Origin of the sequence: Azospirillum sp. Sh1 (genome assembly GCF_008365135.1) — a bacterium.
GTDB lineage: Bacteria > Pseudomonadota > Alphaproteobacteria > Azospirillales > Azospirillaceae > Azospirillum > Azospirillum oryzae.
Map to the genome: position 1 here is coordinate 123459 of NZ_VTTK01000009.1, position 24685 is coordinate 148143.

21 protein-coding genes are annotated in these 24685 nt (G+C 67.6%); 6 read left to right on the top strand and 15 right to left on the bottom strand.

The genetic code is table 11. The features are described from left to right. Position 1: 1 nt before the first annotated feature. Genes FZ029_RS11910 through FZ029_RS11920 form a run of 3 tightly spaced genes read left to right on the top strand, consistent with a single transcriptional unit; the run spans position 2 to position 3115 of the window. Entirely contained in the window at positions 2 to 775 is a 774-nt protein-coding gene (locus FZ029_RS11910; protein ID WP_149269424.1) for a F0F1 ATP synthase subunit delta, read from the top strand. Continuing rightward, positions 738 to 2279, top strand: a complete 1542-nt coding sequence (locus FZ029_RS11915; RefSeq protein WP_149269425.1) for a F0F1 ATP synthase subunit alpha — start codon at positions 738 to 740, stop codon at positions 2277 to 2279. The genes FZ029_RS11910 and FZ029_RS11915 overlap by 38 nt, the downstream gene beginning before the upstream one ends. Next, positions 2276 to 3115: a FoF1 ATP synthase subunit gamma gene (locus FZ029_RS11920; RefSeq protein ID WP_149269426.1), complete on the top strand. Its 840-nt coding sequence runs from the start codon at positions 2276 to 2278 to the stop codon at positions 3113 to 3115. Before FZ029_RS11915 ends, FZ029_RS11920 begins: the two co-directional genes overlap by 4 nt. On the opposite strand, the gene xdhC is transcribed toward FZ029_RS11920, so the two are convergent. The 10 genes from xdhC to FZ029_RS11970 form a co-directional block, all read right to left on the bottom strand. Continuing rightward, on the bottom strand, positions 3066 to 3923 hold the full coding sequence (gene xdhC / locus FZ029_RS11925) for a xanthine dehydrogenase accessory protein XdhC (protein ID WP_149269427.1): 858 nt from the start codon (positions 3921 to 3923) through the stop codon (positions 3066 to 3068). The two genes, FZ029_RS11920 and xdhC, sit on opposite strands and share 50 nt — an antisense overlap. Beyond that, positions 3920 to 6448, bottom strand: a complete 2529-nt coding sequence (gene xdhB / locus FZ029_RS11930) for a xanthine dehydrogenase molybdopterin binding subunit (RefSeq protein ID WP_247892272.1) — start codon at positions 6446 to 6448, stop codon at positions 3920 to 3922. Before xdhB ends, xdhC begins: the two co-directional genes overlap by 4 nt. Next, complete coding sequence (gene xdhA, locus FZ029_RS11935) at positions 6441 to 7913, bottom strand: xanthine dehydrogenase small subunit (RefSeq protein ID WP_149269428.1); 1473 nt, start codon at positions 7911 to 7913, stop codon at positions 6441 to 6443. The genes xdhB and xdhA overlap by 8 nt, the downstream gene beginning before the upstream one ends. A gap of 274 nt (positions 7914 to 8187) precedes the next feature. Then, a complete protein-coding gene (locus tag FZ029_RS11940) occupies positions 8188 to 8847 on the bottom strand; it encodes a hypothetical protein (RefSeq protein ID WP_149269429.1) in 660 nt (219 codons plus the stop codon). A gap of 57 nt (positions 8848 to 8904) precedes the next feature. Then, the gene (gene cydB, locus FZ029_RS11945; protein ID WP_149269430.1) at positions 8905 to 9924 is read right to left on the bottom strand and encodes a cytochrome d ubiquinol oxidase subunit II; all 1020 of its coding nucleotides are present in this window, start codon (positions 9922 to 9924) and stop codon (positions 8905 to 8907) included. 5 nt (positions 9925 to 9929) lie between these two features. Continuing rightward, positions 9930 to 11327 carry a cytochrome ubiquinol oxidase subunit I gene (locus FZ029_RS11950; RefSeq protein WP_149269431.1) on the bottom strand — a complete coding sequence of 466 codons (1398 nt, stop codon included), beginning with the start codon at positions 11325 to 11327 and terminating at the stop codon, positions 9930 to 9932. Positions 11328 to 11538: 211 nt separating this feature from the next. After that, complete coding sequence (locus FZ029_RS11955) at positions 11539 to 12165, bottom strand: MarC family protein (RefSeq protein WP_149269432.1); 627 nt, start codon at positions 12163 to 12165, stop codon at positions 11539 to 11541. A gap of 67 nt (positions 12166 to 12232) precedes the next feature. Then, positions 12233 to 12925 (bottom strand): DUF2161 family putative PD-(D/E)XK-type phosphodiesterase, encoded by a 693-nt coding sequence (locus tag FZ029_RS11960; protein ID WP_149269433.1) that lies wholly within the window; start codon positions 12923 to 12925, stop codon positions 12233 to 12235. Next, on the bottom strand, positions 12922 to 13242 hold the full coding sequence (locus FZ029_RS11965) for a CcdB family protein (protein WP_149269434.1): 321 nt from the start codon (positions 13240 to 13242) through the stop codon (positions 12922 to 12924). Before FZ029_RS11965 ends, FZ029_RS11960 begins: the two co-directional genes overlap by 4 nt. Continuing rightward, on the bottom strand, positions 13239 to 13430 hold the full coding sequence (locus tag FZ029_RS11970; protein ID WP_188051906.1) for a type II toxin-antitoxin system CcdA family antitoxin: 192 nt from the start codon (positions 13428 to 13430) through the stop codon (positions 13239 to 13241). Before FZ029_RS11970 ends, FZ029_RS11965 begins: the two co-directional genes overlap by 4 nt. Before the next feature lie 276 nt (positions 13431 to 13706). Between FZ029_RS11970 and FZ029_RS11975 the strand changes: the two genes are divergently transcribed. After that, on the top strand, positions 13707 to 13925 hold the full coding sequence (locus FZ029_RS11975; RefSeq protein WP_149269436.1) for a hypothetical protein: 219 nt from the start codon (positions 13707 to 13709) through the stop codon (positions 13923 to 13925). A 113-nt stretch (positions 13926 to 14038) separates the two neighbouring features. Here FZ029_RS11975 and scpA read toward each other — a convergent pair whose 3' ends face one another. The 3 genes from scpA to FZ029_RS11990 form a co-directional block, all read right to left on the bottom strand. Then, a complete protein-coding gene (gene scpA / locus FZ029_RS11980; protein ID WP_149269437.1) occupies positions 14039 to 16192 on the bottom strand; it encodes a methylmalonyl-CoA mutase in 2154 nt (717 codons plus the stop codon). A 146-nt stretch (positions 16193 to 16338) separates the two neighbouring features. Continuing rightward, a complete protein-coding gene (locus FZ029_RS11985) occupies positions 16339 to 18339 on the bottom strand; it encodes an acetyl/propionyl/methylcrotonyl-CoA carboxylase subunit alpha (RefSeq protein ID WP_149269438.1) in 2001 nt (666 codons plus the stop codon). 11 nt (positions 18340 to 18350) lie between these two features. Next, on the bottom strand, positions 18351 to 19883 hold the full coding sequence (locus tag FZ029_RS11990; protein ID WP_149269439.1) for an acyl-CoA carboxylase subunit beta: 1533 nt from the start codon (positions 19881 to 19883) through the stop codon (positions 18351 to 18353). Between the two features lie 231 nt (positions 19884 to 20114). Here FZ029_RS11990 and FZ029_RS11995 point away from each other — a divergent pair, with 231 nt between their 5' ends. Further along, the gene (locus FZ029_RS11995; protein ID WP_149269440.1) at positions 20115 to 21563 is read left to right on the top strand and encodes a short-chain fatty acyl-CoA regulator family protein; all 1449 of its coding nucleotides are present in this window, start codon (positions 20115 to 20117) and stop codon (positions 21561 to 21563) included. On the opposite strand, the gene FZ029_RS12000 is transcribed toward FZ029_RS11995, so the two are convergent. Next, entirely contained in the window at positions 21535 to 22965 is a 1431-nt protein-coding gene (locus tag FZ029_RS12000; protein ID WP_149269441.1) for a diguanylate cyclase, read from the bottom strand. The genes FZ029_RS11995 and FZ029_RS12000 overlap by 29 nt on opposite strands. 202 nt (positions 22966 to 23167) lie before the next feature. Here FZ029_RS12000 and FZ029_RS12005 point away from each other — a divergent pair, with 202 nt between their 5' ends. Beyond that, positions 23168 to 24046, top strand: coding sequence for a response regulator (locus tag FZ029_RS12005; RefSeq protein ID WP_149269442.1), 879 nt, complete (start codon positions 23168 to 23170; stop codon positions 24044 to 24046). Between the two features lie 4 nt (positions 24047 to 24050). Here the strand turns inward: FZ029_RS12005 and FZ029_RS12010 are convergent, their stop codons facing one another. Continuing rightward, positions 24051 to 24602 carry a DUF924 family protein gene (locus tag FZ029_RS12010; protein WP_149269443.1) on the bottom strand — a complete coding sequence of 184 codons (552 nt, stop codon included), beginning with the start codon at positions 24600 to 24602 and terminating at the stop codon, positions 24051 to 24053. Positions 24603 to 24685: the final 83 nt, after the last annotated feature.

Consider the following 24685-nt stretch of genomic DNA (forward strand, 5'->3'; position numbering starts at 1 on the left):
CATGCATATCGACGGTTGGACGCTTCTGCTCCAGGCGGTCAATTTCCTGATCCTGGTCTGGCTGCTGCGCCGCTTCCTCTACCGCCCGATCCTGGCGGTGATCGCCGAGCGGCAGGCCGCCACCGAGCGCGTCCGCACCGAGGCCGAGGCCGCGCGGCAGGCCGCCGAAGCGGCACGCCAGACCCTGGAGGCGCAGCGCACCGCCCTGCCCGCCGAACGCGACCGCCTGATCGCCGCCGCCCGCGCCGAAGCCGAGGCCGAACGCGCCGCCCTGCTGGAGAAGGCGAGGCAGGAGGCCGACCACGCGCTGGAGGAGGCCCGCAACCGGTTGGCCGACGAGCGGGCGCAGGCTTTGGACGCGCTGCGCCGCCATGCCGCCGATCTCGGCACCCAACTGGCGACCCGGCTTCTGCGCGACGCCCCGGCGAATGCCCTGACCCGTCCCCTGCTGGACGAGGCCTGCGCCGCGGTGGAGTCCTTGAGTGATCCCCAGCGCCATGCACTCGCCGACGGCATCGACCCGGTGCCGGTGCACCTTTCCACAGCATCCCTGCTGTCGGCGGAGGACGCCGCCCTGGCGCGTGACCGGCTGGCGGCGGCACTCGGCCGGCCGGTGGCGCTGGAGTTGGTCGAGGACCCGTCGCTGATCGCCGGGGTGGAACTGCATTTTGCCCACAGCGTCGTCCGCCGCAGCTGGAAGCAGACGCTGGCCGAGGCGAAGGAGGAGATAACCCGTCATGACTCCACGAGAAGCGCTGCCGACGCCCTCGCTTGAGGACGCGCTCGACGCCTGGATGCCGGGCGCGCTGCGCCGGCTGGACGGGTTGGAAACGGCTGCGCGGCTGGAATCGGTCGGACGGGTGGAGTCGGTCGGCGACGGCATCGCCCATGTCTCCGGCCTGCCCGATGTCCGGGTGGACGAGCTTCTGCTGTTCCCCGGCGGCGTCGCCGGGCTGGCCATGGATCTGGACGAGCAGATCGGCTGCGTCCTGCTCGGCGATGCCACGAAGGTTTCGGCCGGCGGCACCGTCCACGGCACCGGAACGGTGCTGCGCGTGCCGGTCGGCGACAAGCTGATGGGGCGGGTGGTCGACCCGCTGGGCAACCCGCTGGATGACGGCCCGCCGGTGGAGGCCGAAGGGTGGGAGCCGGTGGAGCGTCCCGCCCCGACCATCGCGGAACGCGCGGCGGTGTCCGAACCGCTGCTGACCGGGACCGTGGTCATCGACGCCATGTTCCCGCTCGGCCGTGGCCAGCGCGAGTTGCTGATCGGCGACCGCGCCACCGGCAAGACGGCCATCGCGGTGGACGCCATCCTCAACCAGACGGACGGCGACGTGTTCTGCGTCTATGTCGCCGTCGGGCAGAAGGCGTCCGGCGTGCGCGCGGCGATCGAGGCGGTGCGCCAGGGCGGTGCGGCGGCGCGCACCCTGTTCGTCATCGCCGCCGCCGATTCCGCCCCCGGCCTGCAATGGCTGGCCCCCTATGCCGGCTTCACCATGGCCGAATATTTCCGCGACAGCGGCCGTCACGCCTTGGTCATCGTCGACGATCTGACCAAGCATGCGGCGGTCCACCGCCAGATCTCCCTCCTGCTGCGCCGCCCGCCGGGGCGCGAGGCCTATCCCGGCGATGTCTTCTACCTGCACAGCCGCCTGCTGGAACGTGCGGCCAAGCTGACGGCCGCCAAGGGCGGCGGCTCGCTGACCGCCTTGCCCATCGCCGAAACCCAGAGCGGCAATCTGTCGGCCTACATCCCGACCAACCTGATCTCCATCACCGATGGGCAGGTCTGCCTCGACGCCAAGCTGTTCTACGAGGGGCAGAAGCCGGCGGTGGACATCGGCCGCAGCGTATCCCGCGTCGGCGGCAAGGCGCAGCCGCCGGTGCTGCGCAGTCTCGCCGAACCGCTGCGGCTCGACTATGCCCAGTTCCTGGAACTGGAGGTCTTCACCCGCTTCGGCGGGTTGGTGGACGAGCGGACGCGCAAGGCGGTGGCGCACGGCCAGCGCATGCGGGCCCTGCTGGCTCAGCGCCACCTGTCGCCCCGCCCGCTGGCGGTCCAGACGGCGCAGTTGCTGGCGCTGGCCGACGGCACGCTGGACGGTTTGCCGCTGGAGGCGATCCCGCGCTTCCAGGCGGCACTCGCCGCCCTGGTCGATGCCCGCCCGCCGCAGATCGGCGAGACGCTTGACGACCCCACCAAGACGGCATTGCGCGACCTGATCGCCCAGGCGGCCGCGGGCCTTGGCGGGAAAACGCCTGGAGAGACGTCATGACCGAGCGGTTGACGGAGGTCGAGGCGCGTAAGGCCAGCGTGCAGGATTTGGGGGCGGTGACCGACGTCATGCGCTCGCTGGCCGCGATGCGGCTGCAGCAGGCGCTCGGCACGCTGGCCGGCACCCGCGCCTATGCCGAGGTGATCGCCGGGGCGCTGGCTCAGGCGGCCATGCTGCTGGAAGACGCCCCGACGCAGTGGCCGGTGAATGGGCACGGCCATTCCGCTCTTGTGCTGTTCGCGCCGGAACATGGCTTCGTCGGCGCCTTCGCCGAACGGCTGGTCGAGATGGCGCTGACCGCCCCGCCCGGCTGTGCGTTGTGGGTCGTCGGCCAGCGCGGCGCCGCCCTGCTGGAGGAACGCGGCCGTTCGCCCGCCTGGTGCACGGCGATGGCGACCAACACCGACGCCGTAACCGCCACCGCCCGGCGCATCGCCGATGCCCTCTATCGCGCCGCGGCGGACGGGCGGCTGGGCCGGGTGGAACTGCTCTATGGCCGCACCAACGCTGGTGCGCCGCCGGAACTGGTGCGCCGGCCGCTGCTGCCGCTCGGCCTGCCGCGGGACGGTGCCCGGACGGTGCCGCCGCTGATCAACATGCCGCCGCGCGAGTTGATCGCCCGGCTGGTGGACGAGTATGTCTTCGCCCTGTTGGCCGACGCCGCGATGGAAAGCTTCGCCGCGGAGAATGCCGCCCGCCTCACCACCATGATGACCGCCCGCCACAACATCGAAGCCACGCTCGATGAACTGACCGCGACGGCGCGCCACCTGCGCCAGGAACAGGTCACGAATGAACTGATCGAGCTGGTTTCGGGGGCGGAGGCGATGGGGTGAGAGGGCGCGCGAACGCCATCAGCAACTCCGCCGCCGCCAGCGCCGCGATCACCTCCGGCCGTTTGTCGCCGGTCAGCGCGGCACCGATGGGACAGGTCAGCCCTTCGAGCGTCCCCGCATCCCTCCCCCGCGCCCGGAACCAGCGCTCGAACTTCGCCCGTTTGGTCGCCGAGCCGATCATGCCGACATAGGCGGCATCGCCCCGGCGCAAGGCCGCCTCGGCAATCTCGAAATCCAGCGCGTGGCTGTGGGTCAGCACCAGATAGCCGGACCCGGCCGGCGCGCTCGCCAGCGGGTCGAGCGGGCTGTCGGTCAGGATGCGCTCCACTCCGGCAGGAATGGTCTCGGGGAACTCCTGCGCCCGCCCGTCGATCCACAGCAGGCGCAGCGGCAGCGGGGCGAAGGCCGCCGCCATCGCACGGCCGACATGGCCGGCGCCGAACAGAAGCAGGGTCGGACGCGCCGTCAGTTCCCGGCGCTCCCGCTCCTGCAAAGCGGCGAGGATACCGGCATCGGCCCGTTCCAGGCGCAGCACGACATGCCCGCCGCAGCACTGCCCCGTTGCCGGCCCCAGCGGCAGGTCGAGCGCTTCGGCCGCACTGCCATCCTCCAGCATCCGGCGCGCAGTGGCGATGGCGGTCCATTCCAACCGGCCGCCGCCGACGGTGCCGGCGCAAGCCTTCCTCCCCACCAGCATGCCGGCCCCTTCCTCCCGCGGGGTGGAGCCGCGCGCCTCGGCGACGGTGACGAGGATGGCGGGGGCGCCCTGGGACAGCCAAGTGGCGAGTGTGGTGGAGAGGGAGGTCATGCCGGTTCGGGGGAGAGTGGCGAAGTGCCTTGCCCCCTCCCCGACCCTCCCCCGCTTCCAGCAGGAGAGGGGGCCTTTTGCGAGGCGGCGGCAGTCCCCTCCACCGCCAACGGCGGGGGAGGGTTAGGGAGGGGGCATTCGTCGCCACCACGCACCCGCTCCCGCAACGCCGCGATGCAGCCCAGCACCCGCTCCGGCGTGGCCGGCGCGTCGAGCCTTGGGCAGACCCGATGCCCGGCCACGCTCGCCACCGCGTCGGACAGGGCGTGGAACACCGACATGCCCAGCATGAAGGGCGGCTCGCCCACCGCCTTGGAGCGAAAGATTGTGTCCTCGCGGTTCGGCGCATTTTCCAGAAGCGCCACGTTGAAGATGCGCGGACGATCCGAACAGGCCGGAATCTTGTAGGTGCTGGGCGCGTGGGTGCGCAGGCGGCCCTGCGCGTCCCACCACAGCTCCTCCATGGTCAGCCAGCCCATGCCCTGGACGAAGCCGCCCTCGATCTGGCCCTTGTCGATGGCCGGATTCAGCGAGCGGCCGCAGTCATGCAGGATGTCCACCCGGTCGACGACATACTCGCCGGTCAGCGTGTCCACCGTCACCTCGGCACAGGCGGCGCCATAGGCGAAGTAATAGAAGGGCGTGCCGCGCCCGGCCGCGCGGTCCCAATGGATCTTCGGCGTCTTGTAGAATCCGGTGGCCGACAGCTGCACCCGCGCCATATAGGCGGCGCGCACCAGATCGGCGAAGCTCATGTCGCGATCGCCGACCAGCACCCGGTTGCGCTGGAACCGCACCGCGTCGGGAGCGACGCCCCAATGGGCCGCGGCGAAGGCGACCAGCCGCTCCCTGATGGTTCGGGCCGCCGCCTGCGCCGCCTTGCCGTTCAGGTCGGACCCGGACGATGCGGCGGTGGCCGAAGTGTTGGGCACCTTGCCGGTGTTGGTGGCGGTCGGGCGGATGGTGGCGATGTCGACCTGGAACTCCTCCGCCACCACCTGGGCGACCTTGGTGTAGAGTCCCTGCCCCATCTCGGTCCCGCCATGGTTCAGCTGGATGCTGCCGTCGGTGTAGACGTGAACGAGGGCGCCGGCCTGATTGTAGTGGCTGGCGGTGAAGGAAATGCCGAACTTCACCGGCGTCAGCGCCAGCCCCTTGCGCAGGATGCGGTTCTTGGCGTTGAAGGCGCGGATCTGCTCGCGCCGCGCCCAATAGGCGCTGGTTTCCTCCAACTGCGCCACCAGTTCCGGCAGGATGTTGTCGGTGACGGTCTGGTGGTAGGGCGTCAGGTTGCGGCCGTCCCTTTCGGGATCGGTGCCGTAGAAGTTCCGCTTGCGGATCTCCAGCGGGTCCTTGCCCAGCGCGAAGGCGATCTCATCGATCACCCGCTCCGCCGCGACCATGCCCTGCGGGCCGCCGAAGCCGCGGAAGGCGGTGTTGGACACCGTGTTGGTCTTCAGCGGCAAGGATTCCAGCCGTGCGGCCGGATAGAAATAGCCGTTGTCGGCATGGAACAGCGCACGGTCGGTCACCGGGCCGGACAGGTCGGCGGCATAGCCGGCGCGGGCCGCGAACAGCATGTCCACGCCCTTGATCAGCCCGCTGTCGTCGAAGCCGACGCGATAGTCGATCTCGAAATCATGGCGCTTGCCGGTGATCTGGAAATCGTCGTCACGGTCGGGGCGCAGCTTGGCGGCGCGGCCGGTGCGCTTGGCGACCAGCGCGGTGCAGGCGGCGAACAGGTTGGACTGCGTCTCCTTCCCGCCGAAGCCGCCGCCCATCCGCCGCACCTCCACCGTCACCGCGGCGCTGGGCAGGCCCAGCACATGGGCGACGATGTGCTGCACTTCCGTCGGGTGCTGGGTGGAGACGTGGATCAGCATCTCGCCATCCTCGCCCGGCACCGCCATGGCGATCTGGCTTTCCAGGTAGAAATGCTCCTGCCCGCCGATGGCGAGCCTGCCCTCCACCCGGTGCGGCGCCTCGGCCAGCGCCGCGTCGGCGTCGCCCACCCGCAGCGTCATCGGCGCGGTGACCAGCGTCCGCTCGCCGTCGCGCGCGGCGGCAATGGTCAGGAGGGCCGGCAGATCCTCATACTCGATCACCGCCAGCCTGGCGGCGCGGCGGGCCTGGTCGCGGGTTTCGGCAGCGACGGCGAAGATCGGCTGGCCGACATGCTCGACCAGGGTCGAGGCGAACAGCGGCTCGTCATGCTTTCCCATGCAGCCGATATCGTTCACCCCCGGCACATCCTCGGCGGTGAAGACCGCGACCACGCCGGGAGCGTGGCGGACCGGCGACAGGTCGATGGCGCGGATGCGCGCATGCGCACGGCTGCTCAAGCCCAGATAGACATGCAGCAGCCCGGCCGGCTCAGCGATGTCGTCGACATAGACCGCCTCGCCGCTGACATGCTTGTGCGCGCTTTCGTGCCGGCGCGGATCATGGACGGCGCCCTGGATGCGCTCCGGAGCGACGATTGGTGCGATGGGGGTCGTGACGTCAGGCGCCATGGAATCAGGCATGTGCAAGCCTCCGGTCGCCGACCAGACGGGTCTCCGCCGCCGGGTCGCTGGTCTCGACATACAGCTTCATCAGCAAATTCGCAGCCACTGTGGAGCGATAGGCCGCGCTGGCCCGCCAGTCCGACAACGGCGCGTAATCGTCCGCCAGCGCCTCCATCCCCTGGCGCACGGTTTCCTCGGTCCAGTGGCGGCCCAGCAGCACCGCCTCCGCCCCACCGGCGCGTTTCGGCGTGCCGGCCATGCCGCCGAAGGCGATGCGGATGTCGGCCACCCGCCCCTCGCCGTCCAGCGTCAGGCGGAAGGCGCCGCAGACGGCGGAGATGTCCTGATCGAAGCGCTTGGCGATCTTGTAGGCACGGAACCGCTCCCCCGCCGCCGGTTTGGGCAGGATCACCGCCTCGACGAACTCGCCCTCGCGGCGGTCCTGCTTGCCGTATTCAATGAAGAAGTCCTCCAGCGGCAGTTCGCGCGTCTCCTCGCCGAGCCGCAGCCGCAGGGTGGCGCCGCAGGCGATCAGCGCCGGCGGCGTGTCGCCGATGGGGGAGCCGTTGGCGATGTTGCCGCCGATGGTGCCCATGTTGCGCACCTGCTCCGCCCCGATGCGGCGGATCAGCTCGCCGAAATCGGGATAGAGCGCGGCGATCCGCTCCGCCGCGTCGCTGTAGGTCACGCCGGCGCCGATCACCAGCGCGTCGCCGCGATCCTCGATCCGCCGCAGGGCGCGGACCCGGCCGGTGTAGATCACCGTCGCCAGCACGCGCTGGAACTTGGTCACCCAAAGCCCGACATCGGTCGCCCCCGCCACGATGGTGGCGCCGGGGTTGTCGAGCAGGAGCTGCGCCAGTTGCGGCGCCGTGGCCGGCGCCAGGAACCGGCGCCCGCCGGCCCCGACGCTGAGGATTTCCTCGTCGCGCAAGGCCTGCAGCTTTTCCGCCATGGCGGCGCGGTCGGCGAAGCGGTCGGCATCCCGGTCGCCGATGCCGTACATGGCATGGGCGGCGCGGACGATGGGTTCATAGCCGGTGCAGCGGCACAGGTTGCCGGCCAGCGCGTCGTCGATCCGCTGGCCGTCCGGCCGCTCCTCGTTCAGGTAGAGCGCAAGCAGCGACATGACGAAGCCCGGCGTGCAGAATCCGCATTGCGAGCCGTGGCAATCGACCATCGCCTGCTGCACCGGGTGCAGCGCGCCATCCGGTCCCTTCAGATGCTCCACCGTCAGCAGCCGGCAGCCGTCCAGCGTGGCGAGGAAGCGGATGCAGGCGTTCACCGCCTCGTAGCGCAGCGTATCGCCGTCCAGCCGGCCGACCACCACGGTGCAGGCGCCGCAATCGCCCTCCGCACAGCCTTCCTTGGTTCCGACCCGCCGTTCCGACAGCCGCAACCAGTCGAGCACCGTCAGGGTCGGATCGACCGCGTCGATCTCCCGAAGCTCGTCCCCGAGATAGAAGCGGAGGCGCTGGCGCATGGCTGCTCCCGATGAACTGGTGACGATGTGACGCAGTATTTCACCGACGTCGACTCTGTCACCAGATCGGCAGCGCGGGAAAGAGTTTCAAACGATTTGCAAAAGAGGGCGGAGGTTTGCGCCTTTCTGAACCAATCCTGCCCCCTCCCCATCCCTCCCCCGCGTTCCGCGGGAGAGGGGGCCGGAGCTTTGCAAAAATTCAGCGGCAGTCCCCTCTCCCGCGAAGCGGGGGAGGGTTAGGGAGGGGGAATTGAGCAAGGTCTAAAGCCAACCCTTACGCACTCCCCTCCGGCGTCATCGTCGCCAATCCGCCGGCCGCCCGCACCGACGCCAGCGTGAGCGCATGCCAGTAGAGGTCCAGCAGGGCCGCCGGCATGCCGCCTTCCTCATGGCCTTCCATCGGGAGGATGGCGGCGGCATGGGCCAGCGCCGCGGTGGCGGCGTTCGCGCTGCGCGAAACCGCATCGCCAAGCAGCCCCAGCGTCTGCCCCAGCGCCGCGGCGTCGAAGCGCAGCAGGGCGGGCGGCACGGTGATCTGCGCCTCGCCCCCGCGCAGGCGGCCGACGGCGATGTAGACATGCAGCAGGTCGGCCCGCTCCTCCGGCCGCAGCAGGGCGGCGACGATGCGGTTCCCGGTCAGCGGGCCGGTGCCGTCGAACTCGTACATCGCGGCGCGCTCGCTTTGCCGGGTGGCGGCGAGGCCGGCAAGGCGGGCGGTCAGCGGCTCCGCCGCCCGGCGGTTCGCCTCGTCGAACAGGGCGGGGTGGCTGCCGCCCTCGCTCAGCACCACCAGCGGGGCGTCGGTCGCCGCGGCGGCGGCCATCAGACGGGCCAGCACGGCGAAGGGATCGGTGCCCGCGGCTTCCGCTTCCGCTTCCAGCAGGGCGGCGCCACGGCGCAGCACGGCCTCCGCAAAGCTGATGTCGATGTCCATGGCCGAGCCCTCCTCCCTGACGACGGAGCCCCTTTTAGGCCGGGGCGCCCCGTCCGCTCAATGGTAACCGAAGGCGCCCGTCACCTTTCCGCGGAAGATCCAGTAGGAATAGGCGGTGTAGCCCAGGATCGCCGGGATCAGGAAGGCCATGCCGACCAGCAGGAACACCTGCGTCTCCGGCGGGGCCGCGGCCTCCCACACGGTGACGCCCGGCGGGATCAGGTGCGGCCACAGGCTGATGGCGAGGCCGAGATAGGACAGGCCGAACAGCGCCATCGACAGCACGAAGGGCGCCACATCCCGGCTTTTGTCGATGGCCCGCCACAGGGCGATGGCCAGCACCACCGTGACGATGGGCACCGGCGACAGGAAGATCAGGTTGGGCATGGAGAACCAGCGCCCGGCGATCTGCGGCAGCAGGAAGGGCGTCCACAGGCTGACCACCGCGACGCCGGCCAGCACCACCAGCATCAGCAGCCGCGCCACGCGGAAGCACCAGTCCTGCAACGGCCCGATGGTCCGCCAGATCAGCCATGTCGCCCCGAGCAGCGCATAGCCCACCACCAGCGCCGCCCCGCAGAACAGGCTGAAGGGCGACAGCCAGTGCAGCATGCCGCCGACGAACTGCCGCCCGTAGACCGGAATCCCCTGGATGAACGACCCCAGCACGACGCCCTGCGCGAAGGTGGCCAGCAGCGAGCCGAGAAAGAAGGAACGGTTCCACCAATGCCGCCCAGCCCGCGCCTTGAACCGGAATTCGAAGGCGACGCCGCGGAAGATCAGGGCGATCAGCATGACCAGCAGCGGCAGATACATCGCCGGCAGGACCACGGCATAGGCGATGGGAAAGGCGGCGAACAGCCCGGCGCCGCCCAGAACCAGCCAAGTCTCGTTGAAGTCCCAGACCGGCGCCACCGTGTTCATCATGGTGTCGCGGTCCTCCTCCGTCGGGGCGAAGGGGTAGAGGATGCCGATGCCGAGGTCGAAGCCGTCCATCAGCACATACATGAACACCGCGAAGCCGACGATCCCGACCCAGATCAGGGTCAGCAGGCTTCCTTCCGCAATTTCCTGCATCGGGCTTACTCCGCCGCTTCGAGGGACTGGTCGGTGGCCGACAGCGGCCGTTTCGGGCTCTGCGCCTCCGGCGGTTGGGGGGCATCGTGGATGTGCGTCGGGCCGGTGCGCAGCAGGCGGATCAGGTAATAGGTGCCGGCGCCATAGATGATGGTGTAGGCGACGACGAAGGACAGCAGCGAGATCAGCGCCGCCTCCGTCGTCAACGACGGCGTCACCGCGTCGGCGGTGCGCAGATGGCCATAGACCGCCCAGGGCTGGCGCCCGATCTCGGTGGTGAACCAGCCGGCCAGGATGGCGACGAAGCCGATGGGCATGCAGCCGACCAGCACGCGCAGGAACCAGTCGGTCGTGAAGAGCCGGCCGCGGAAGCGCAGCACCAGATGCACCGCCGCCACCGTCAGCATCAACAGGCCGATGCCGACCATCAGGCGGAAGGTCCAGAAGATGATGCGCGGATCGGGCCGCTCGTCGGCCGGGAACTGCTTCAGGCCGGGGACCGTGCCGTTGAAGTCATGGGTCAGGATCAGGCTGGACAGGGCCGGGATGCCGATCTCCAGATGGTTGGTCTCCTTCTCCACGTCGGGGATGGCGAACAGCACCAGCGGCGCGCGCGGGCCGCCCTCCCAATTGCCCTCCATCGCGGCGATCTTGGCCGGCTGGTATTCCAGCGTGTTCAGCCCATGCTCGTCGCCGAGGAAAATCTGCAGGGGCGCCAGAACGGTGATGAGGCCGAGCGCCATGCCGAGCCCCAGCTTCGCATGGTCGAGATGCCGGCGTTTCAGCAGGTAGAAGGCGCTGATGCCGGCGACGACGAAGCTGGTGGTGAGGAACATCGCCGTCACCATGTGGGCCAGGCGATAGGGGAAGGACGGGTTGAACACCACCTGCCACCAGTCGGTGACGAAATAGCGGCCGTCCCGGATCTCGAAGCCGGCCGGGGTGTGCATCCAGCTGTTGGCCGACAGGATCCAGAAGGACGACAGCAGCGTGCCCAGTGCCACCAGACAGGCCGCCATCAGGTGGATGCCGCGCGGCACCCGGTCGCGCCCGAACAGCAGGATGCCGAGGAAGGCGGCCTCGAGGAAGAAGGCGGTCACGACCTCGTACTGGATCAGCGGGCCAAGGACATTGCCCACCGTGTCGGACCAGCGGCTCCAGTTGGTGCCGAACTGATAGGACATGACGATGCCCGACACCACGCCCAGGCCGAAGGACAGCGCGAAGATCCGCGTCCAGAACTCCGACAGGCTGCGGTAGATGCCCTTGCCGGTGCCCACCCACAGCGCTTCCAACAGCGCGATCCAGCAGGCAAGTCCCACGGTGAAGCTGGGGAACAGGATGTGGAAGGAGATCGTGAACGCGAACTGGATCCGCGACAGGATCAATGGATCGAGGTCCATGGCCGCCGCCTCTATTGTTTGGGCGCGATGACACGCCAAGCGCCGGGCGGAACCCGGCGCGGCAGTGGCAAGACCCCATGTAGGGTGCGTGATTGGGCCGGAAAGGGGACTAGTCTTTCGGGCTTAAGCCGGACCACGGAAAGCGGTAGGAGAGATGCGCTTTGCCGCGCGCACTGCCCCTTTGGACGGTCAGATCAGTGGGACGGCCCGATCAATGCGGTGGATAAACCGCCGTGATGCCGGAAATCACCGTTTGAGCGGCCAGCGCCGCCAGCACGATGCCCAGCACGCGGCTGACCGTGTGGATCACCGTCCGTCCCAGCAGCCGCCCCACCCGGTCGGCGCCCAGCAGGATCAGCGTCACCCCGCCGATCACCGTCGCTGCGGCGCCCAGCACGCTGACCTGCCCCGCCACCGTGGTGCCGACGCGGTCCATCAGCAGCAGGATGGAGGTGATGGCGCCCGGCCCGGCGATCAGCGGCACCGCCAGCGGGAAGACGGCGACATCGTGCGCGTCCTCGTCGGTCATCGCCTCGCCGGTGTCGCGCTCCTTGCGTTCGGAGCGCTTGCCGAACAGCATCTCGAAAGCGATCCAGAACAGCAGCGCCCCGCCGGCGATGCGGAAGGCCGGCATTTCGATCGACAGGGTCTGCAGCACGACCTTGCCGAAATAGGCGAAGAAGACCAGCACCACGAAGGCGATGGCGTTGCCGCGCAGCGCGATGATCCGCTTGTGCCGCTCGTCGAAGCCGCGGGTCAGCGCGATGAACAGCGGCACCAGCCCCGGCGGATCGACGACGACGAAAAAGACGACGAGATTGCTGATGTAGTCCGACAAAGCGGGCTCCAGCCTTTTGTGATCGTGGATTGGGTGACGACGATCATAGGCTTGGCGGTGCGGGGTGTCACGCCTCCGCCAGGGCATGGGCGAACGCCTCCACCCCCTGGACGCCTTCCGGGGTCAGCCCATAGGTGCCGCGCCCGACCCGCTCGAACCAGCCATAGACATTGCGCTGCAGCATCGGTCCGACATCCTTCGGCGCCCCGGCCTTGCGCAAGGCGGCAACGGTCAGCGGCCCGTCGCGCAGCATGCGGGCGATGCGCAGCGCGTCCTGGCGATAGGCGGTGACAATGGCGACGCGGGTGGAGCCGCCCCGGTTGGGATCGCCGACCCGGCGGGCATGCTCGCCCAGCAGGCGGTGCGTGCGCTTCTTGTCCTTGCGCGGGGAATAGGGAACGGGATCGAGCAGCACGGTGACGCGCCGCTCCTCCGCCAGCCCCGGATCGACCATCAGCAGGCCGAGACCCAGCCGGCGGCAGAGCTTCTTCACGTCAGTGTCCAGCGGTGACGGCCCGGTCGCCTTTCGCCCCGGCTGCGGCACGGCGAGATAGACGCTGTCGCTGATCGCCAGCCGGTCCACCCCTTGCAGCACGAGGTCGAGCGTGAAGCGCTTCTTCAACTCGACGATCACCGGCGGCTCGCCGCCGCGCGTGGCGACGAGATCGCAGCCGTGAATCTCAGCCTTCACGTCGTAACCCTGGGCTTCGAGGAAGGCCTTCACGGGCGCATAGAGGTCGGTTTCGGCGGTGACGGTCAAAAGTCGCCTGTCAGGACATCGATGGCGCGGCGGATGTCGGAATGAGCATCGGATGCGGACGCGACGACGGCACCGATTTGCGCAACGGGCAAAGCGACGATCTGGGGCGTCACGACGACGAATTGCTCATTGCCGACCATGATCAACGGCATAATTTTGGGAATCGGGTCTTCAACTTCGGACGCCCGGATCAACGGAACGACCACACGGGTTCTGTCGATACCGACATAATCACCCTGAACGATCAAGAGATAGGGAATGGGGTGATTTTTCTTTCCCTTCGCCGCCGGATTGAGGCAAACGTCGAGAAATCTCATTCGAAATTCCGGTACTCTTCACCGAAAAGGCCAAGCCGGTCCACCAACGCATCGTAGGCAGCGAACGCCGCCCGATTGTCTTCCATCCATTTCTTCTTGTCAGCATCCATGGACGACACACGGGATGCATTGTCCAGCGCATCGGAAACGGGACGCTCGCTCTTTCTGGCTGGATCAATCCTGGACATCGAACGGCTCCCGACCATACGTCACTGCAATGAGGATAGTGCCGCTGCTCTATCCTGTCCAGTTCAGGGCCACCTGGATTGTGTCTCGGTTTGAAATCTGTGGAGTTTGACCGACTTATCCCAACTCCGGAAACGGGGGCGTGACACCGTCCCGACCCGCGACTAAAATACCGGCATGACGAATTCGGTCGCCTCTCCTCCCAAGCCACGATAGCCCCGGCAGCGCCGTCCAATGTTGGACGGGACGCGCCGGGGCATCGAGCTAGGAGAGGCAAGATGTCTAAAGACATGACGCGGGCGCGCCGCCGGCATGAGCGGGCTCGTATGGTCGTGAAGGCTCGGCGTATTCTCCCTTGGGCCGACGTTCCGCAAAAGGTCGCCGACAATCTGGCAGTGTGCAGTTGCTGGATGTGCGGCAATCCACGACGCTACGGAATTGAGCCGACCATACAGGAGCGGCGGCAGGCCATTCGGGATCTGGATTGGGATCAATGAAGGCGACGGGGCGATGCCACTACCGCGCGTCGCCCCGTCAAATTTCAAACTGAAGCACCACAGCCACCTGAATCAAAAGCGGGAAGAGTCGGCACCCTTCCCGCTTCCGCTCATCAAGCTGCCGTCTTCTGCTTGCGCAGGATGCCCAGGATGTCCGACGCAGCCTTCGGGATGTTGGTGCCCGGGCCGTAGATCGCCGCGGCGCCCGCCTTGTAGAGGAAGTCGTAATCCTGCGGCGGGATCACGCCGCCGCACACCACCAGGATGTCGCCAGCGCCCTGTTTGCGCAGTTCCTCGATCAGTTGCGGCACCAGCGTCTTGTGGCCGGCGGCCTGGGACGACACGCCGATGACATGGACGTCGTTCTCCACCGCCTGCCGCGCCGCCTCGTCCGGGGTCTGGAACAGCGGCCCGATGTCGACGTCGAAGCCGATGTCGGCGAAGCTGGTGGCGATCACCTTGGCGCCGCGGTCGTGGCCGTCCTGGCCCATCTTCACCACCAGGATGCGCGGCCGGCGGCCTTCCTCGGCGGCGAAGGACGCCACCTCCTCCTGGATCTTCCTGAAGCCCTCGTCGCCCTCATAGGCCGAGCCGTAGACGCCGGACACCGAGCGGATGACGGCGACATGGCGGGTGAAGGCCTTCTCCAGCGCGTCGGAGATCTCGCCGACGGTGGCGCGGGCGCGGGTGGCCTCCACCGACAGAGCCAGCAGGTTGCCGGTCTTCTCGGCGGCGGCCTTGGTCAATGCTGCCAGCGCCTCCTGGCACTTGGCCTCGTCGCGGCTGGCGCGGATCTGCTTCAGCCGGGCGATCTGCGCCTCGCGGACGGCGGTGTTGTCGATGTCCAGCACGTCCACCCCCTCGGGGTTCTCCGGACGGTACTTGTTGACGCCGACGATCACCTCCTCGCCGCGGTCGATGGCGGCCTGACGGCGGGCGGCGGCCTCCTCGATCAGCAGCTTGGGCATGCCGCTCTCGACCGCCTTGGTCATGCCGCCCATCTCCTCGACGCGGCCGATCAGTTCCAGCGCGGCGTTGGCGAGGCTGTTGGTCAGATGCTCGATGTAGTAGGAGCCGCCGAGCGGATCGACCACCTTGGTGACGCCGGCTTCCTCCGCGATGATCAGCTGGGTGTTGCGGGCGATGCGGGCGGAGAACTTCGTCGGCAGGCCCAGCGCCTCGTCGAAGGCGTTGGTGTGCAGCGACTGGGTGCCGCCCAGCACCGCGGCCATCGCCTCGATGGTGGTGCGGATGACGTTGTTGTAGGGGTCCTGCTCGGTCAGCGAGACGCCGGAGGTCTGGCAGTGGGTGCGCAGAGCCAGCGAGCGCGCGTCCTTCGGCTGGAACTTCTCCTGCATCAGGGAGGACCACAGCAGGCGCGCGGCGCGCAGCTTGGCGATCTCCATGAAGAAATTCATGCCGATGGAGAAGAAGAAGGACAGGCGCGGCGCGAATTTGTCGACCGGCAGCCCCTTGGACATCGCCGCGCGGACATATTCGAGACCGTCGGCGATAGTGAAGGCCAGTTCCTGCACCGCCGTCGCCCCGGCCTCCTGCATGTGATAGCCGGAGATCGAGATCGAGTTGAACTTCGGCATGTGCTGGGAGGTGTACTCGATGATGTCGGCGATGATCCGCATCGAGGGTTCGGGCGGGTAGATGTAGGTGTTGCGGACCATGAACTCCTTGAGGATGTCGTTCTGGATGGTCCCGCTCAGCTTGTCCTGGCTGACGCCCTGCTCTTCCGCCGCGACGATGTAGCCGGCCAGAATCGGCAGCACCGCGCCGTTCATGGTCATCGACACGGACATCTTGTCGAGCGGGATGTCGGCGAAGAGAACCTTCATGTCCTCGACGCTGTCGATCGCCACGCCGGCCTTGCCGACATCGCCGACGACGCGTGGATGGTCGCTGTCATAACCGCGGTGGGTGGCGAGGTCGAAAGCCACCGACAGGCCCATCTGGCCGGCCTTGAGATTGGCCTTGTAGAAGGCGTTCGACTCCTCCGCGGTGGAGAAGCCGGCATATTGCCGGATGGTCCAGGGCTTCACCGCGTACATCGTGGCGCGCGGGCCGCGGGTGAAGGGCGGGAAGCCGGGCAGCGTGTCCAGCTCCATCCCTTCGAGGTCCGCGGCGGTGTAGAGCGCCTTGACGTCCAGACCTTCCGGGGTCTTCCAAACCAGCTTGGAAAGGTCACCGTCGGCGCCGAGATCCTTGGCGGCCAGCTTGTCCCAATCGGCAAGGGTCTTCTTCGGGAACTCGGTCATCGACGCCTCCTGATGGCTTCTTATGGCGCTGGTAGGGTATCAGTGCGTTCCCCCCCCCCGACGTCCCCCTTCCAACGGTCCCATGAACCATTGGAAGGGGGCAAGGAGGTACGCTTCCTCTCGGTACTGTTCTTCTTATTATACGGTTACGCGAATTCCACGATCTTCTGATCGACCGCCAGGCTGCTGCCCGGGGCTGCGTGGATTTTCGCGACCGTTCCGTCCTGCGCGGCGCGCAGAATGTTTTCCATCTTCATGGCCTCGACCACGGCCAGCACTTCGCCGGCCTTGACCTCCTGGCCTTCCGACACCGCCAGCGACACCAGCAGGCCCGGCATCGGCGACAGCAGGAACTTCGACATGTCCGGCGGCGCCTTGACCGGCATCAGCGCGTCCAGCTTGGCCGCCTTCGGGGTCAGAACCTTGACGATGGCCTGCGATCCGCTGTGGTGCAGGCGATAGCCGACGCCGACGCGGTCGATCTGCACGCAGACATGCTGGCCGTTGACCGTGCCGCGGAACAGCGGCTCGCCGATTCGCCAATCGCTCCACACCGTGTGGTGCTTGCCGTCGATGTCGACGGTATAGCCGATCCGCTGCGGGCTGCCGTCGGCCGGGTGCAGGTGCACCGGATGCTGGGTGCCGTCCAGCACCACCACCCAGTCGTCGCGCACCGTCACCTTGCTGCCCGGCATCTTGCCGGAAATCTGGATGTCGCGGTCGTTCAGGCTGCGATGGATCACCGCCGCCACCGCGATCAGCACGGCTGGGTCTTCCGGCGGCAGGTCGGAGGCGTGGAAGCCGTTCGGATATTCCTCGGCGATGAAGTTGGTGGTCAGCCGCCCGTCGACGAAGCGCTGATTCGCCATCAGCGAGGCCAGGAACGGGATGTTGTGGCTGACGCCACGGATGTAATACTGGTCCAGCGCCTCGCGCATGCCGGCGATCGCCGCGTCGCGCGTCGATCCCCAGGTGCAGAGCTTGGCGATCATCGGATCGTAGTACATCGAGATCTCGCCGCCCTCGAACACGCCGGTGTCGACGCGGACATGTGGGTCGGCGGCCGGCGGCTGGTAATGGGTCAGGCGGCCGGTGGAGGGCAGGAAGTTGCGGAAGGGATCCTCGGCATAGACGCGCGCCTCGACGGCCCAGCCGGTCAGCTTCACGTCGTCCTGCTTGATCGACAGCTTCTCGCCGTAGGCGACACGGATCATCTGCTCGACGAGGTCGAGGCCGGTGATCAGCTCGGTGACCGGATGTTCGACCTGAAGACGGGTGTTCATCTCCAGGAAGTAGAAGTTGCGCTCGGCGTCGACGATGAACTCCACCGTGCCGGCCGACTTGTACTGCACCGCGTTGGCCAGGGCCACCGCCTGCTCGCCCATCGCCTTGCGGGTGGCGGCGTCGAGGAACGGCGACGGCGCCTCCTCGATGACCTTCTGGTGGCGGCGCTGGATCGAGCATTCACGCTCGCCCAGATACAGGCAGGTGCCCTGACCGTCGGCCAGAACCTGGATTTCGATGTGGCGCGGCTGCTGGATGTACTTCTCGACGAAGACGCGGTCGTCGGCGAAGCTGGAACGCGCCTCGTTCTGGGCCGAGCGGAAGCCCTCGCGCGCCTCCTCGTCGTTCCAGGCGACGCGCATGCCCTTGCCGCCGCCGCCGGCCGACGCCTTGATCATCACCGGATAGCCGATGTCACGGGCGATGGTCACCGCCTCGCTGTCGTCGGCGATGACGCCGAGATAGCCGGGGACGGTCGAAACGCCGGCGGCCTTGGCTAGCTTCTTGGACTCGATCTTGTCGCCCATGGCCTGGATGGCGTGGGCGTCCGGACCGATGAAGGCGATGCCGGCGGCTGCCAGCGCCTCCTGGAACTCGCGCTTCTCCGACAGGAAGCCATAGCCAGGATGGACGGCCTGGGCGCCGGTCGTCTTGCAGGCCTCGACGATGCGGTCGACCAGCAGATAGCTCTGGGCCGACGGGGCGGCGCCGATATGGACGGCCTCGTCGGCCATCTCGACATGCAGGGCGTTCTTGTCGGCGTCGGAATAGACCGCGACGGTCTTGATGCCCATGCGGCGTGCCGTGCGGATGACGCGGCAGGCGATCTCGCCACGATTGGCGATGAGGATCTTCTCGAACATGCTGCCGGCCCTCACAGCGGAATGTTGTCGTGCTTGCGCCAGGGGTTCTGGAGCTGCTTGTTCTTCAGCATGGACAGCGCCTTCGTGATGCGGCGGCGGGTGCCGTGCGGCATGATGACGTCGTCGATGTAACCGCGCGAGGCGGCGACGAAGGGATTGGCGAACTTCTGCTTGTACTCTTCCGTACGCGCTTCGATCTTCTCGGCGTCGCCGATGTCGCCGCGGAAGATGATCTCCACCGCCCCCTTGGCGCCCATCACCGCGATTTCGGCCGAGGGCCACGCATAGTTGACGTCGCCGCGCAGATGCTTGGACGACATCACGTCGTACGCGCCACCGTACGCCTTGCGGGTGATGACGGTCACCTTCGGCACGGTCGCCTCGGCGTACGCGTACAGCAGCTTGGCGCCGTGCTTGATGATGCCGCCATACTCCTGGCTGGTGCCGGGCATGAAGCCGGGGACGTCGACCAGGGTCAGGATCGGGATTTCGAAGGCGTCGCAGAAGCGGACGAAGCGCGCGGCCTTCTTGGAGCTGTCGATGTCCAGGCAGCCGGCGAGCACCATCGGCTGGTTGGCGACGATGCCGACCGTGGAGCCGTTCATGCGGGCGAAGCCGATGAGGATGTTCTTGGCGTATTCCGGCTGGAGTTCGAAGAAATCGCCCTCGTCCACGATCTTGAGGATCAGCTCCTTCATGTCGTAGGGCTTGTTCGGGTTTTCCGGCACCAGCGTGTCGAGCGAGAAGTCCTCGCGGTCCAGCGGATCGGCGCAGGGACGGACCGGCGCCTTCTCGCGGTTCGACGACGGCAGGAAATCGACGAAGCGGCGCAGCTGCAGCAGCGCCTCGACATCGTTCTCGAAGGCCAGATCGGCCACGCCCGACTTGGTGGAGTGGGTGACGGCGCCGCCCAGCTCTTCCGCGGTCACGACCTCGTGGGTGACGGTCTTCACCACGTCGGGACCGGTGACGAACATGTAGGAGCTGTCCTTCACCATGAAGATGAAGTCGGTCATGGCCGGCGAATAGACCGCGCCGCCGGCGCACGGCCCCATGATGAGGGAAATCTGCGGGATGACGCCGGACGCGTCGACGTTGCGCTGGAACACCTCGGCATAGCCGCCGAGCGAGGCGACGCCTTCCTGGATGCGGGCGCCGCCCGAATCGTTCAGGCCGATGACGGGGGCGCCGACCTTCAGCGCCTGGTCCATGATCTTGCAGATCTTCTCGGCATGCGCTTCGGACAGTGCGCCGCCGAAGACCGTGAAGTCCTGGCTGAAGACGAAGACGAGGCGGCCGTTGACGGTGCCGTGGCCGGTCACCACGCCGTCGCCCGGAACCTTCTGGTTTTCCATGCCGAAGTCGATGCAGCGATGTTCGACGAACATGTCGAACTCCTCGAACGACCCTTCGTCGAGGAACAGGTCGATTCGCTCGCGCGCGGTCAGCTTGCCTTTGGCGTGCTGGCCGGCGATGCGCTTCTCACCGCCGCCCAGCCGCGCCGCGGCGCGCTTGGACTCCAACTTGGCCAGAATGTCTTGCATCGGGCGTTTCCAATCCTTGGCGTCGCAGTGACTGTCCCCGCTCCGGCGGCAAGCGACGCAATCATTCACCGGAACGCCGCGGATTATTCACAAACTTCGCAGCGCTTCAAACAGCCTCTTCGCAAAAAGGTGCGAAGTTGCGAAGCCCTTTGCAATTGCGGCTTTGCCGTTGCTAAGATTGCGAAGAACGGCCGGTTTCCAAGGCCATCGCCGGGGCGGGAATTTATACGTATGCAAAAGAAGCTATTCCTTGGCTACAAGCTGCGCCGCCTGCGCGAACAGCGCGGCCTGACCCAGGCGTCGCTGGCCAAGACACTGGAGCTTTCTCCCAGCTATCTCAACCAGTTGGAGAACAACCAACGCCCGCTGACCCTGCCGGTCCTGATGCGGATCGCCGCCATCTTCGAACTGGAACTCTCCGCCTTTCTGGAGGACGAGGACAGCCGGCTGGTCTCCGACCTGCGCGAGGCGCTGGCCGACCCGCTGTTCGCCGGTGCGCCGCTGACCGCGGGCGAATTGCGCAGCGTGGTGGGGTCGAGCCCGGAACTGGCCCGCCGGGTGCTCAGCCTGCATCAGGCTTATCAGAAGCTGCATGAGCGGGTGCAGTCGCTGGCCGACAGCCTGTCCAACCGCGAACAGGGCGACAGCTTCGCCGGCCCGCAATTTCCGTATGAAGAGGTGCGAGACTATTTCCACTATTGCAACAATTACATCGGCCCGCTGGACGAGGCGGCGGAGCGGCTGTGGGATACCGAGAAGATCCATTCCGGATCGCTGCTGAACGAACTGGCCGCCTATCTGAAGCGCCGTCACGACGTGCGGGTGAAGATCGTCGCCGACGAGGCGGGCGAAACCGCCATGCGCAGCTACGACGCCACCACCGGAACGCTGCGGCTGTCGGCCCTGCTGACCAGTTCCAGCCGCGCCTTCCACATGGCGAACCAGATCGCGCTGCTGGAGTTCGGCGACCAGATCGACGAACTGGTGGATCAGGCGAAATTCTCCAGCGAGGACGCGCGGTCGATCTGCCGGGTCGGGCTTGCCAATTACTTCGCCGGGGCGCTGGTCCTGCCCTACCGCGCCTTCGCCGCCCAGGCCCGCGCCCTGCGCCACGATGTGGAGCAACTGCAAAGCCGCTTTTCCGCCAGCTTCGAGCAGGTCTGCCACCGGCTGTCCACCCTGCAGCGGCCGGGGGCGCGCGGCCTGCCCTTCTATTTCGTGCGGGTCGACATGGCCGGCAACATCACCAAGCGCCATTCGGCCACCCGCTTCCACTTCGCCCGTTTCGGCGGCGCCTGCCCGCTGTGGAACGTGCACGAGGCCTTCGCCCAGCCCGGCAAGATCCTGGTGCAGTTCGCCCAGATGCCCGACCGCACCGCCTATATCAGCATCGCCCGCACGGTGACCAAGCGCGGCGGCGCCTATCTGAAGCCGTCACGGCAGTTCGCCGTCGGGCTGGGCTGCGAAGCGAGCCACGCGCCGGAGCTGGTCTATGCCGCCGGCATCGACATCACCGACATGAAGGCGGCGGTGCCGATCGGCGTGAACTGCCGCCTGTGCGAGCGCACCGACTGCCAGCAGCGCGCCTTCCCGCCGATCGGCAGCGAATTGCGGGTGAACGAGCATCACCGCAGCTTCGTGCCCTATCTGTTCAATCCGCCGGACACACGGTCCGGTTGATCTCCGCCGCGGCCGGGACCGCGTCGCGATCTTCCAGAACGACCCGGTCACGCCCTTCGTCCTTGGCCCGGTAAAGCGCATTGTCGGCCCGGATCAGCAGGCGGTCGATGCTGTCGCCGTCCCGGAAGCCGGCGACGCCGAAACTGCCGGTCTGCCGGTGGCCGTTGGGGAACCCATAGGCGCGCATGGTCCGCCGCAACCGCTCGGCAATCGCAAAGGCGGCTTCCAGGCTAGTCTCCGGGCAGAGGACCAGGAATTCCTCGCCACCCCACCGGCCGACCGTATCGGTCGACCGCAGCGCTTCGCGGGCCAGACCGGCGAACTCTACCAGGACCTGATCGCCGAAGACATGGCCGTAGCGGTCATTGACCTGCTTGAAATGGTCCAGATCGATGAGGATGATCGACATCGGCCTGCCATAGCGGACAGCCCGTTCCATTTCCGAACTGCAGACGTCATTCAGGCGGCTGCGATTGGCAAGGCCGGTCAAGACGTCGGTGCGCGACTGCACCCGCAGCCGCTCGTTCACCCGCATCAGCTTGACGATCCAGAACAGGCTCGTCAGAACGACCGCCGCCGGAATCACGAGCAGTTTCGCCAACGTCCAGCGGTCGAGCGGCGACTGGACCTGAATGGAGACATGGCGGTTGGCAATGGCGGTCCGCTCGGCGGCCGAGATCGTCCGGACCCCGCGGTCGAGGGCCGCCAGCAGGTCCGGCTCGTCCCGGCGCACACCGATCCGCAGCAGATTCTCATAGCCCGGCACATGGCCCGCAACCTTCAGGTTGAACCAGCCGGCCGTCTTGATGGTGTAGACGGCGACCGTCAGCGATCGCAGCGTCATATCCGCCTTGCCACAGGACACCATGGCAAATGCGTCGGCCTCGCTGTCGACCAGGACGATGCGCAGGTTGGGGAAATCGCGCCGCACCCTCTCTTCGATCGACGTACCCTTGGGAAGCACCATAGTCTCGCCGCTGACGCCGGCGAGATCGGCGACATAGTCGTGATTCTCCCGCGTCACCAGCACGTTGGGATCGACGAACAGCGGTTCGGTGAAGGCCAGCCACTCCTCACGCGTCGGCGTCCGGTTCAGAAAGCTGAGGAAGCGGCAACGCCCATCGCGCGCCGCCGCGATGCTGACCTCCCAATCATGGGTCGACAGGACACGCAGGTCCACACCGGAGCGTTGCGAAACCAGGGCCAGCAGGTCCGCGGCGATTCCCTGGTGCTTTCCGTCGGCGGTGATCGATTCGTAGGGCGGCCAATCCGGATCGGTGCAATAAGGGACCGCCTCGCCGGCATGTGCCGCCGCACCGGCCAGCAGCTGCGCCGGAACCGCAAGCGCCGCAAGAATGTGCCGCAGCCGGCCCAACGGTCGCCCGGACATCGATTCTGCCATAGAGCCACTTCTCCGGTGTCGGCCAGCCTACCCAGGTATACCGCGGAAGGATAACGCGCTTCGTGGATTAGGGCTTGCTAAATGATGCGCCACTGGCCCGTAACTTGCTGAGAATGGGTCGCAAGATCGGCCGGAGCGCTGACCCCGGTCGTTTTCCGGCCCGATCGCTGCAAGCTGCTTCGCATTTTGCCAATGGCGGGCCATGGACGGTGACAATCTGCATCACGCCCCCAACCGGCGGGGGACGGCCTTCGCTCCCGAAGCGCTGGCGCGCATGCTGTCGGTGTCGACCGCGGCCCTGGCCCAGGGACGCGGCATCGCCCTGGACGTGAGCGTGCTGAGCGGCATGCCGCCGCGGCTGGTGGGTGATGCGGAAACCGCGGGGGCGCTGTGCAACGCGCTGGCCGCCAGTGCCATCGCCAATGCCGGCCCCGGCCGGCTGGACGTCCGCCTGTCGGCCCTGCCGGCCGGGGATGAGCGGGTGACCCTGCGGACCGAGCTGACCGGACGATTCGACAGCCATGGCGAGACCGGCTTCGACCAGGAACTCGCCCGACGCCTGCTGGCGGCACTGGGCGCCCAGATGACGGTGGAACACCATGCCGACGGGATGCGGCGGGCGGTGCTGGACATGCCGGTCGCCCTGCCGTCGCGCGCCACCGACGCCGAGCGGCTGATGAACTGGGCTCGCGCGCGGGGCGGCCGGCTGCTGGTGGTGGACGACAGCGCCACCAACCGCATGGTTGTCGCCGGGCTGCTCGCCAAAGCGGGCTTCTCGGTCGAAACCGCCAATGGCGGAGCGGAAGCGGTGGAGGCCGTCGCCCAGGCGCCGGTTCCGCCCGAAGCGGTGCTGATGGACGTCGCGATGCCCGACATGGACGGGGTGACGGCGACCGCCACCATCCGCCGGCTGGGCGACGGGCGGGGCCGCATCCCGATCATCGCCGTCACCGCCAACGCCCAGCCGGAAGACCGCATCCGCTGCCTGTCCGCCGGGATGAACGACTATCTGACCAAGCCGGTCCGCCGCGCCGACCTGCTGGGCGCCCTGGAACGCTGGCTGGCGCCGCAACCGGTCTGAGATCTTAGAAGGACGAGTCCGGCTCCTTCAGGAAGGCGTCCTCGTCCGGTGTGCCGCGACGGCCGAGGATGGCGTTGCGGTGGGGGAAGCGGCCGAACCGCTGGATGATCTCGCGGTGCCGCCGGGCATAGCGCACCGTCGTCTCGTCGCCCACCCGCTCGGTGAAGAGGGCGACGGAGCGGTCCTGGCTCGCCAAATCCTCGTGATGCTCGAACGGCAGGTAGAGGAAGATCCGCTCGTCGGTCGTGCATTCCAGATCGAAGCCGTTAGCGACGGCATGGTCGCTGACGGCCCGCGCCTTGTCATCGGTGGCGAAGGCGCGCGGGTCATCGCGGAACATGTTGCGCGGCACCTGATCCAGCAGCACGCACAGCGCGATGCAGCCGTCGACATCGTCCATCCAATGATCGTACGCGCCGTGCGCCGCCGCTTCGTAATGCGGGCCCAGCGTATCGGCGACCGCCCGGTCGAAGCTGGCCGATTTGCGGAACCAGTAGGGCTTCATCGCCTCGTCGAACCAGAAATCGACGATCTCGTCGATCAGCTTGTCCACCATTATCCTCTCCGTCCCCGTATCCGATGTCCGACGACCCGTTCCCCCAAAAGGAACAGGGCGCCCAACGGGGCGCCCTGTCCAGG

Excerpts from the sequence above, each read along its gene's own strand:
- FZ029_RS11920 (WP_149269426.1), top strand. The coding sequence starts at position 2,276 with ATGACCGAGCGGTTGACGGAGGTCGAGGCGCGTAAGGCCAGCGTGCAG.
- FZ029_RS11965 (WP_149269434.1), bottom strand. The coding sequence starts at position 13,242 with ATGAGATTTCTCGACGTTTGCCTCAATCCGGCGGCGAAGGGAAAGAAA.
- FZ029_RS12005 (WP_149269442.1), top strand. The coding sequence starts at position 23,168 with ATGGACGGTGACAATCTGCATCACGCCCCCAACCGGCGGGGGACGGCC.
- xdhC (WP_149269427.1), bottom strand. The coding sequence starts at position 3,923 with ATGACCTCCCTCTCCACCACACTCGCCACTTGGCTGTCCCAGGGCGCC.
- FZ029_RS11915 (WP_149269425.1), top strand. The coding sequence starts at position 738 with ATGACTCCACGAGAAGCGCTGCCGACGCCCTCGCTTGAGGACGCGCTC.
- FZ029_RS11975 (WP_149269436.1), top strand. The coding sequence starts at position 13,707 with ATGTCTAAAGACATGACGCGGGCGCGCCGCCGGCATGAGCGGGCTCGT.
- FZ029_RS11950 (WP_149269431.1), bottom strand. The coding sequence starts at position 11,327 with ATGGACCTCGATCCATTGATCCTGTCGCGGATCCAGTTCGCGTTCACG.
- FZ029_RS11940 (WP_149269429.1), bottom strand. The coding sequence starts at position 8,847 with ATGGACATCGACATCAGCTTTGCGGAGGCCGTGCTGCGCCGTGGCGCC.
- FZ029_RS11985 (WP_149269438.1), bottom strand. The coding sequence starts at position 18,339 with ATGTTCGAGAAGATCCTCATCGCCAATCGTGGCGAGATCGCCTGCCGC.
- xdhA (WP_149269428.1), bottom strand. The coding sequence starts at position 7,913 with ATGCGCCAGCGCCTCCGCTTCTATCTCGGGGACGAGCTTCGGGAGATC.
- FZ029_RS11970 (WP_188051906.1), bottom strand. The coding sequence starts at position 13,430 with ATGTCCAGGATTGATCCAGCCAGAAAGAGCGAGCGTCCCGTTTCCGAT.
- FZ029_RS11995 (WP_149269440.1), top strand. The coding sequence starts at position 20,115 with ATGCAAAAGAAGCTATTCCTTGGCTACAAGCTGCGCCGCCTGCGCGAA.
- cydB (WP_149269430.1), bottom strand. The coding sequence starts at position 9,924 with ATGCAGGAAATTGCGGAAGGAAGCCTGCTGACCCTGATCTGGGTCGGG.
- FZ029_RS12000 (WP_149269441.1), bottom strand. The coding sequence starts at position 22,965 with ATGGCAGAATCGATGTCCGGGCGACCGTTGGGCCGGCTGCGGCACATT.
- xdhB (WP_247892272.1), bottom strand. The coding sequence starts at position 6,448 with ATGCCTGATTCCATGGCGCCTGACGTCACGACCCCCATCGCACCAATC.
- FZ029_RS11910 (WP_149269424.1), top strand. The coding sequence starts at position 2 with ATGCATATCGACGGTTGGACGCTTCTGCTCCAGGCGGTCAATTTCCTG.
- FZ029_RS11990 (WP_149269439.1), bottom strand. The coding sequence starts at position 19,883 with ATGCAAGACATTCTGGCCAAGTTGGAGTCCAAGCGCGCCGCGGCGCGG.
- FZ029_RS12010 (WP_149269443.1), bottom strand. The coding sequence starts at position 24,602 with ATGGTGGACAAGCTGATCGACGAGATCGTCGATTTCTGGTTCGACGAG.
- scpA (WP_149269437.1), bottom strand. The coding sequence starts at position 16,192 with ATGACCGAGTTCCCGAAGAAGACCCTTGCCGATTGGGACAAGCTGGCC.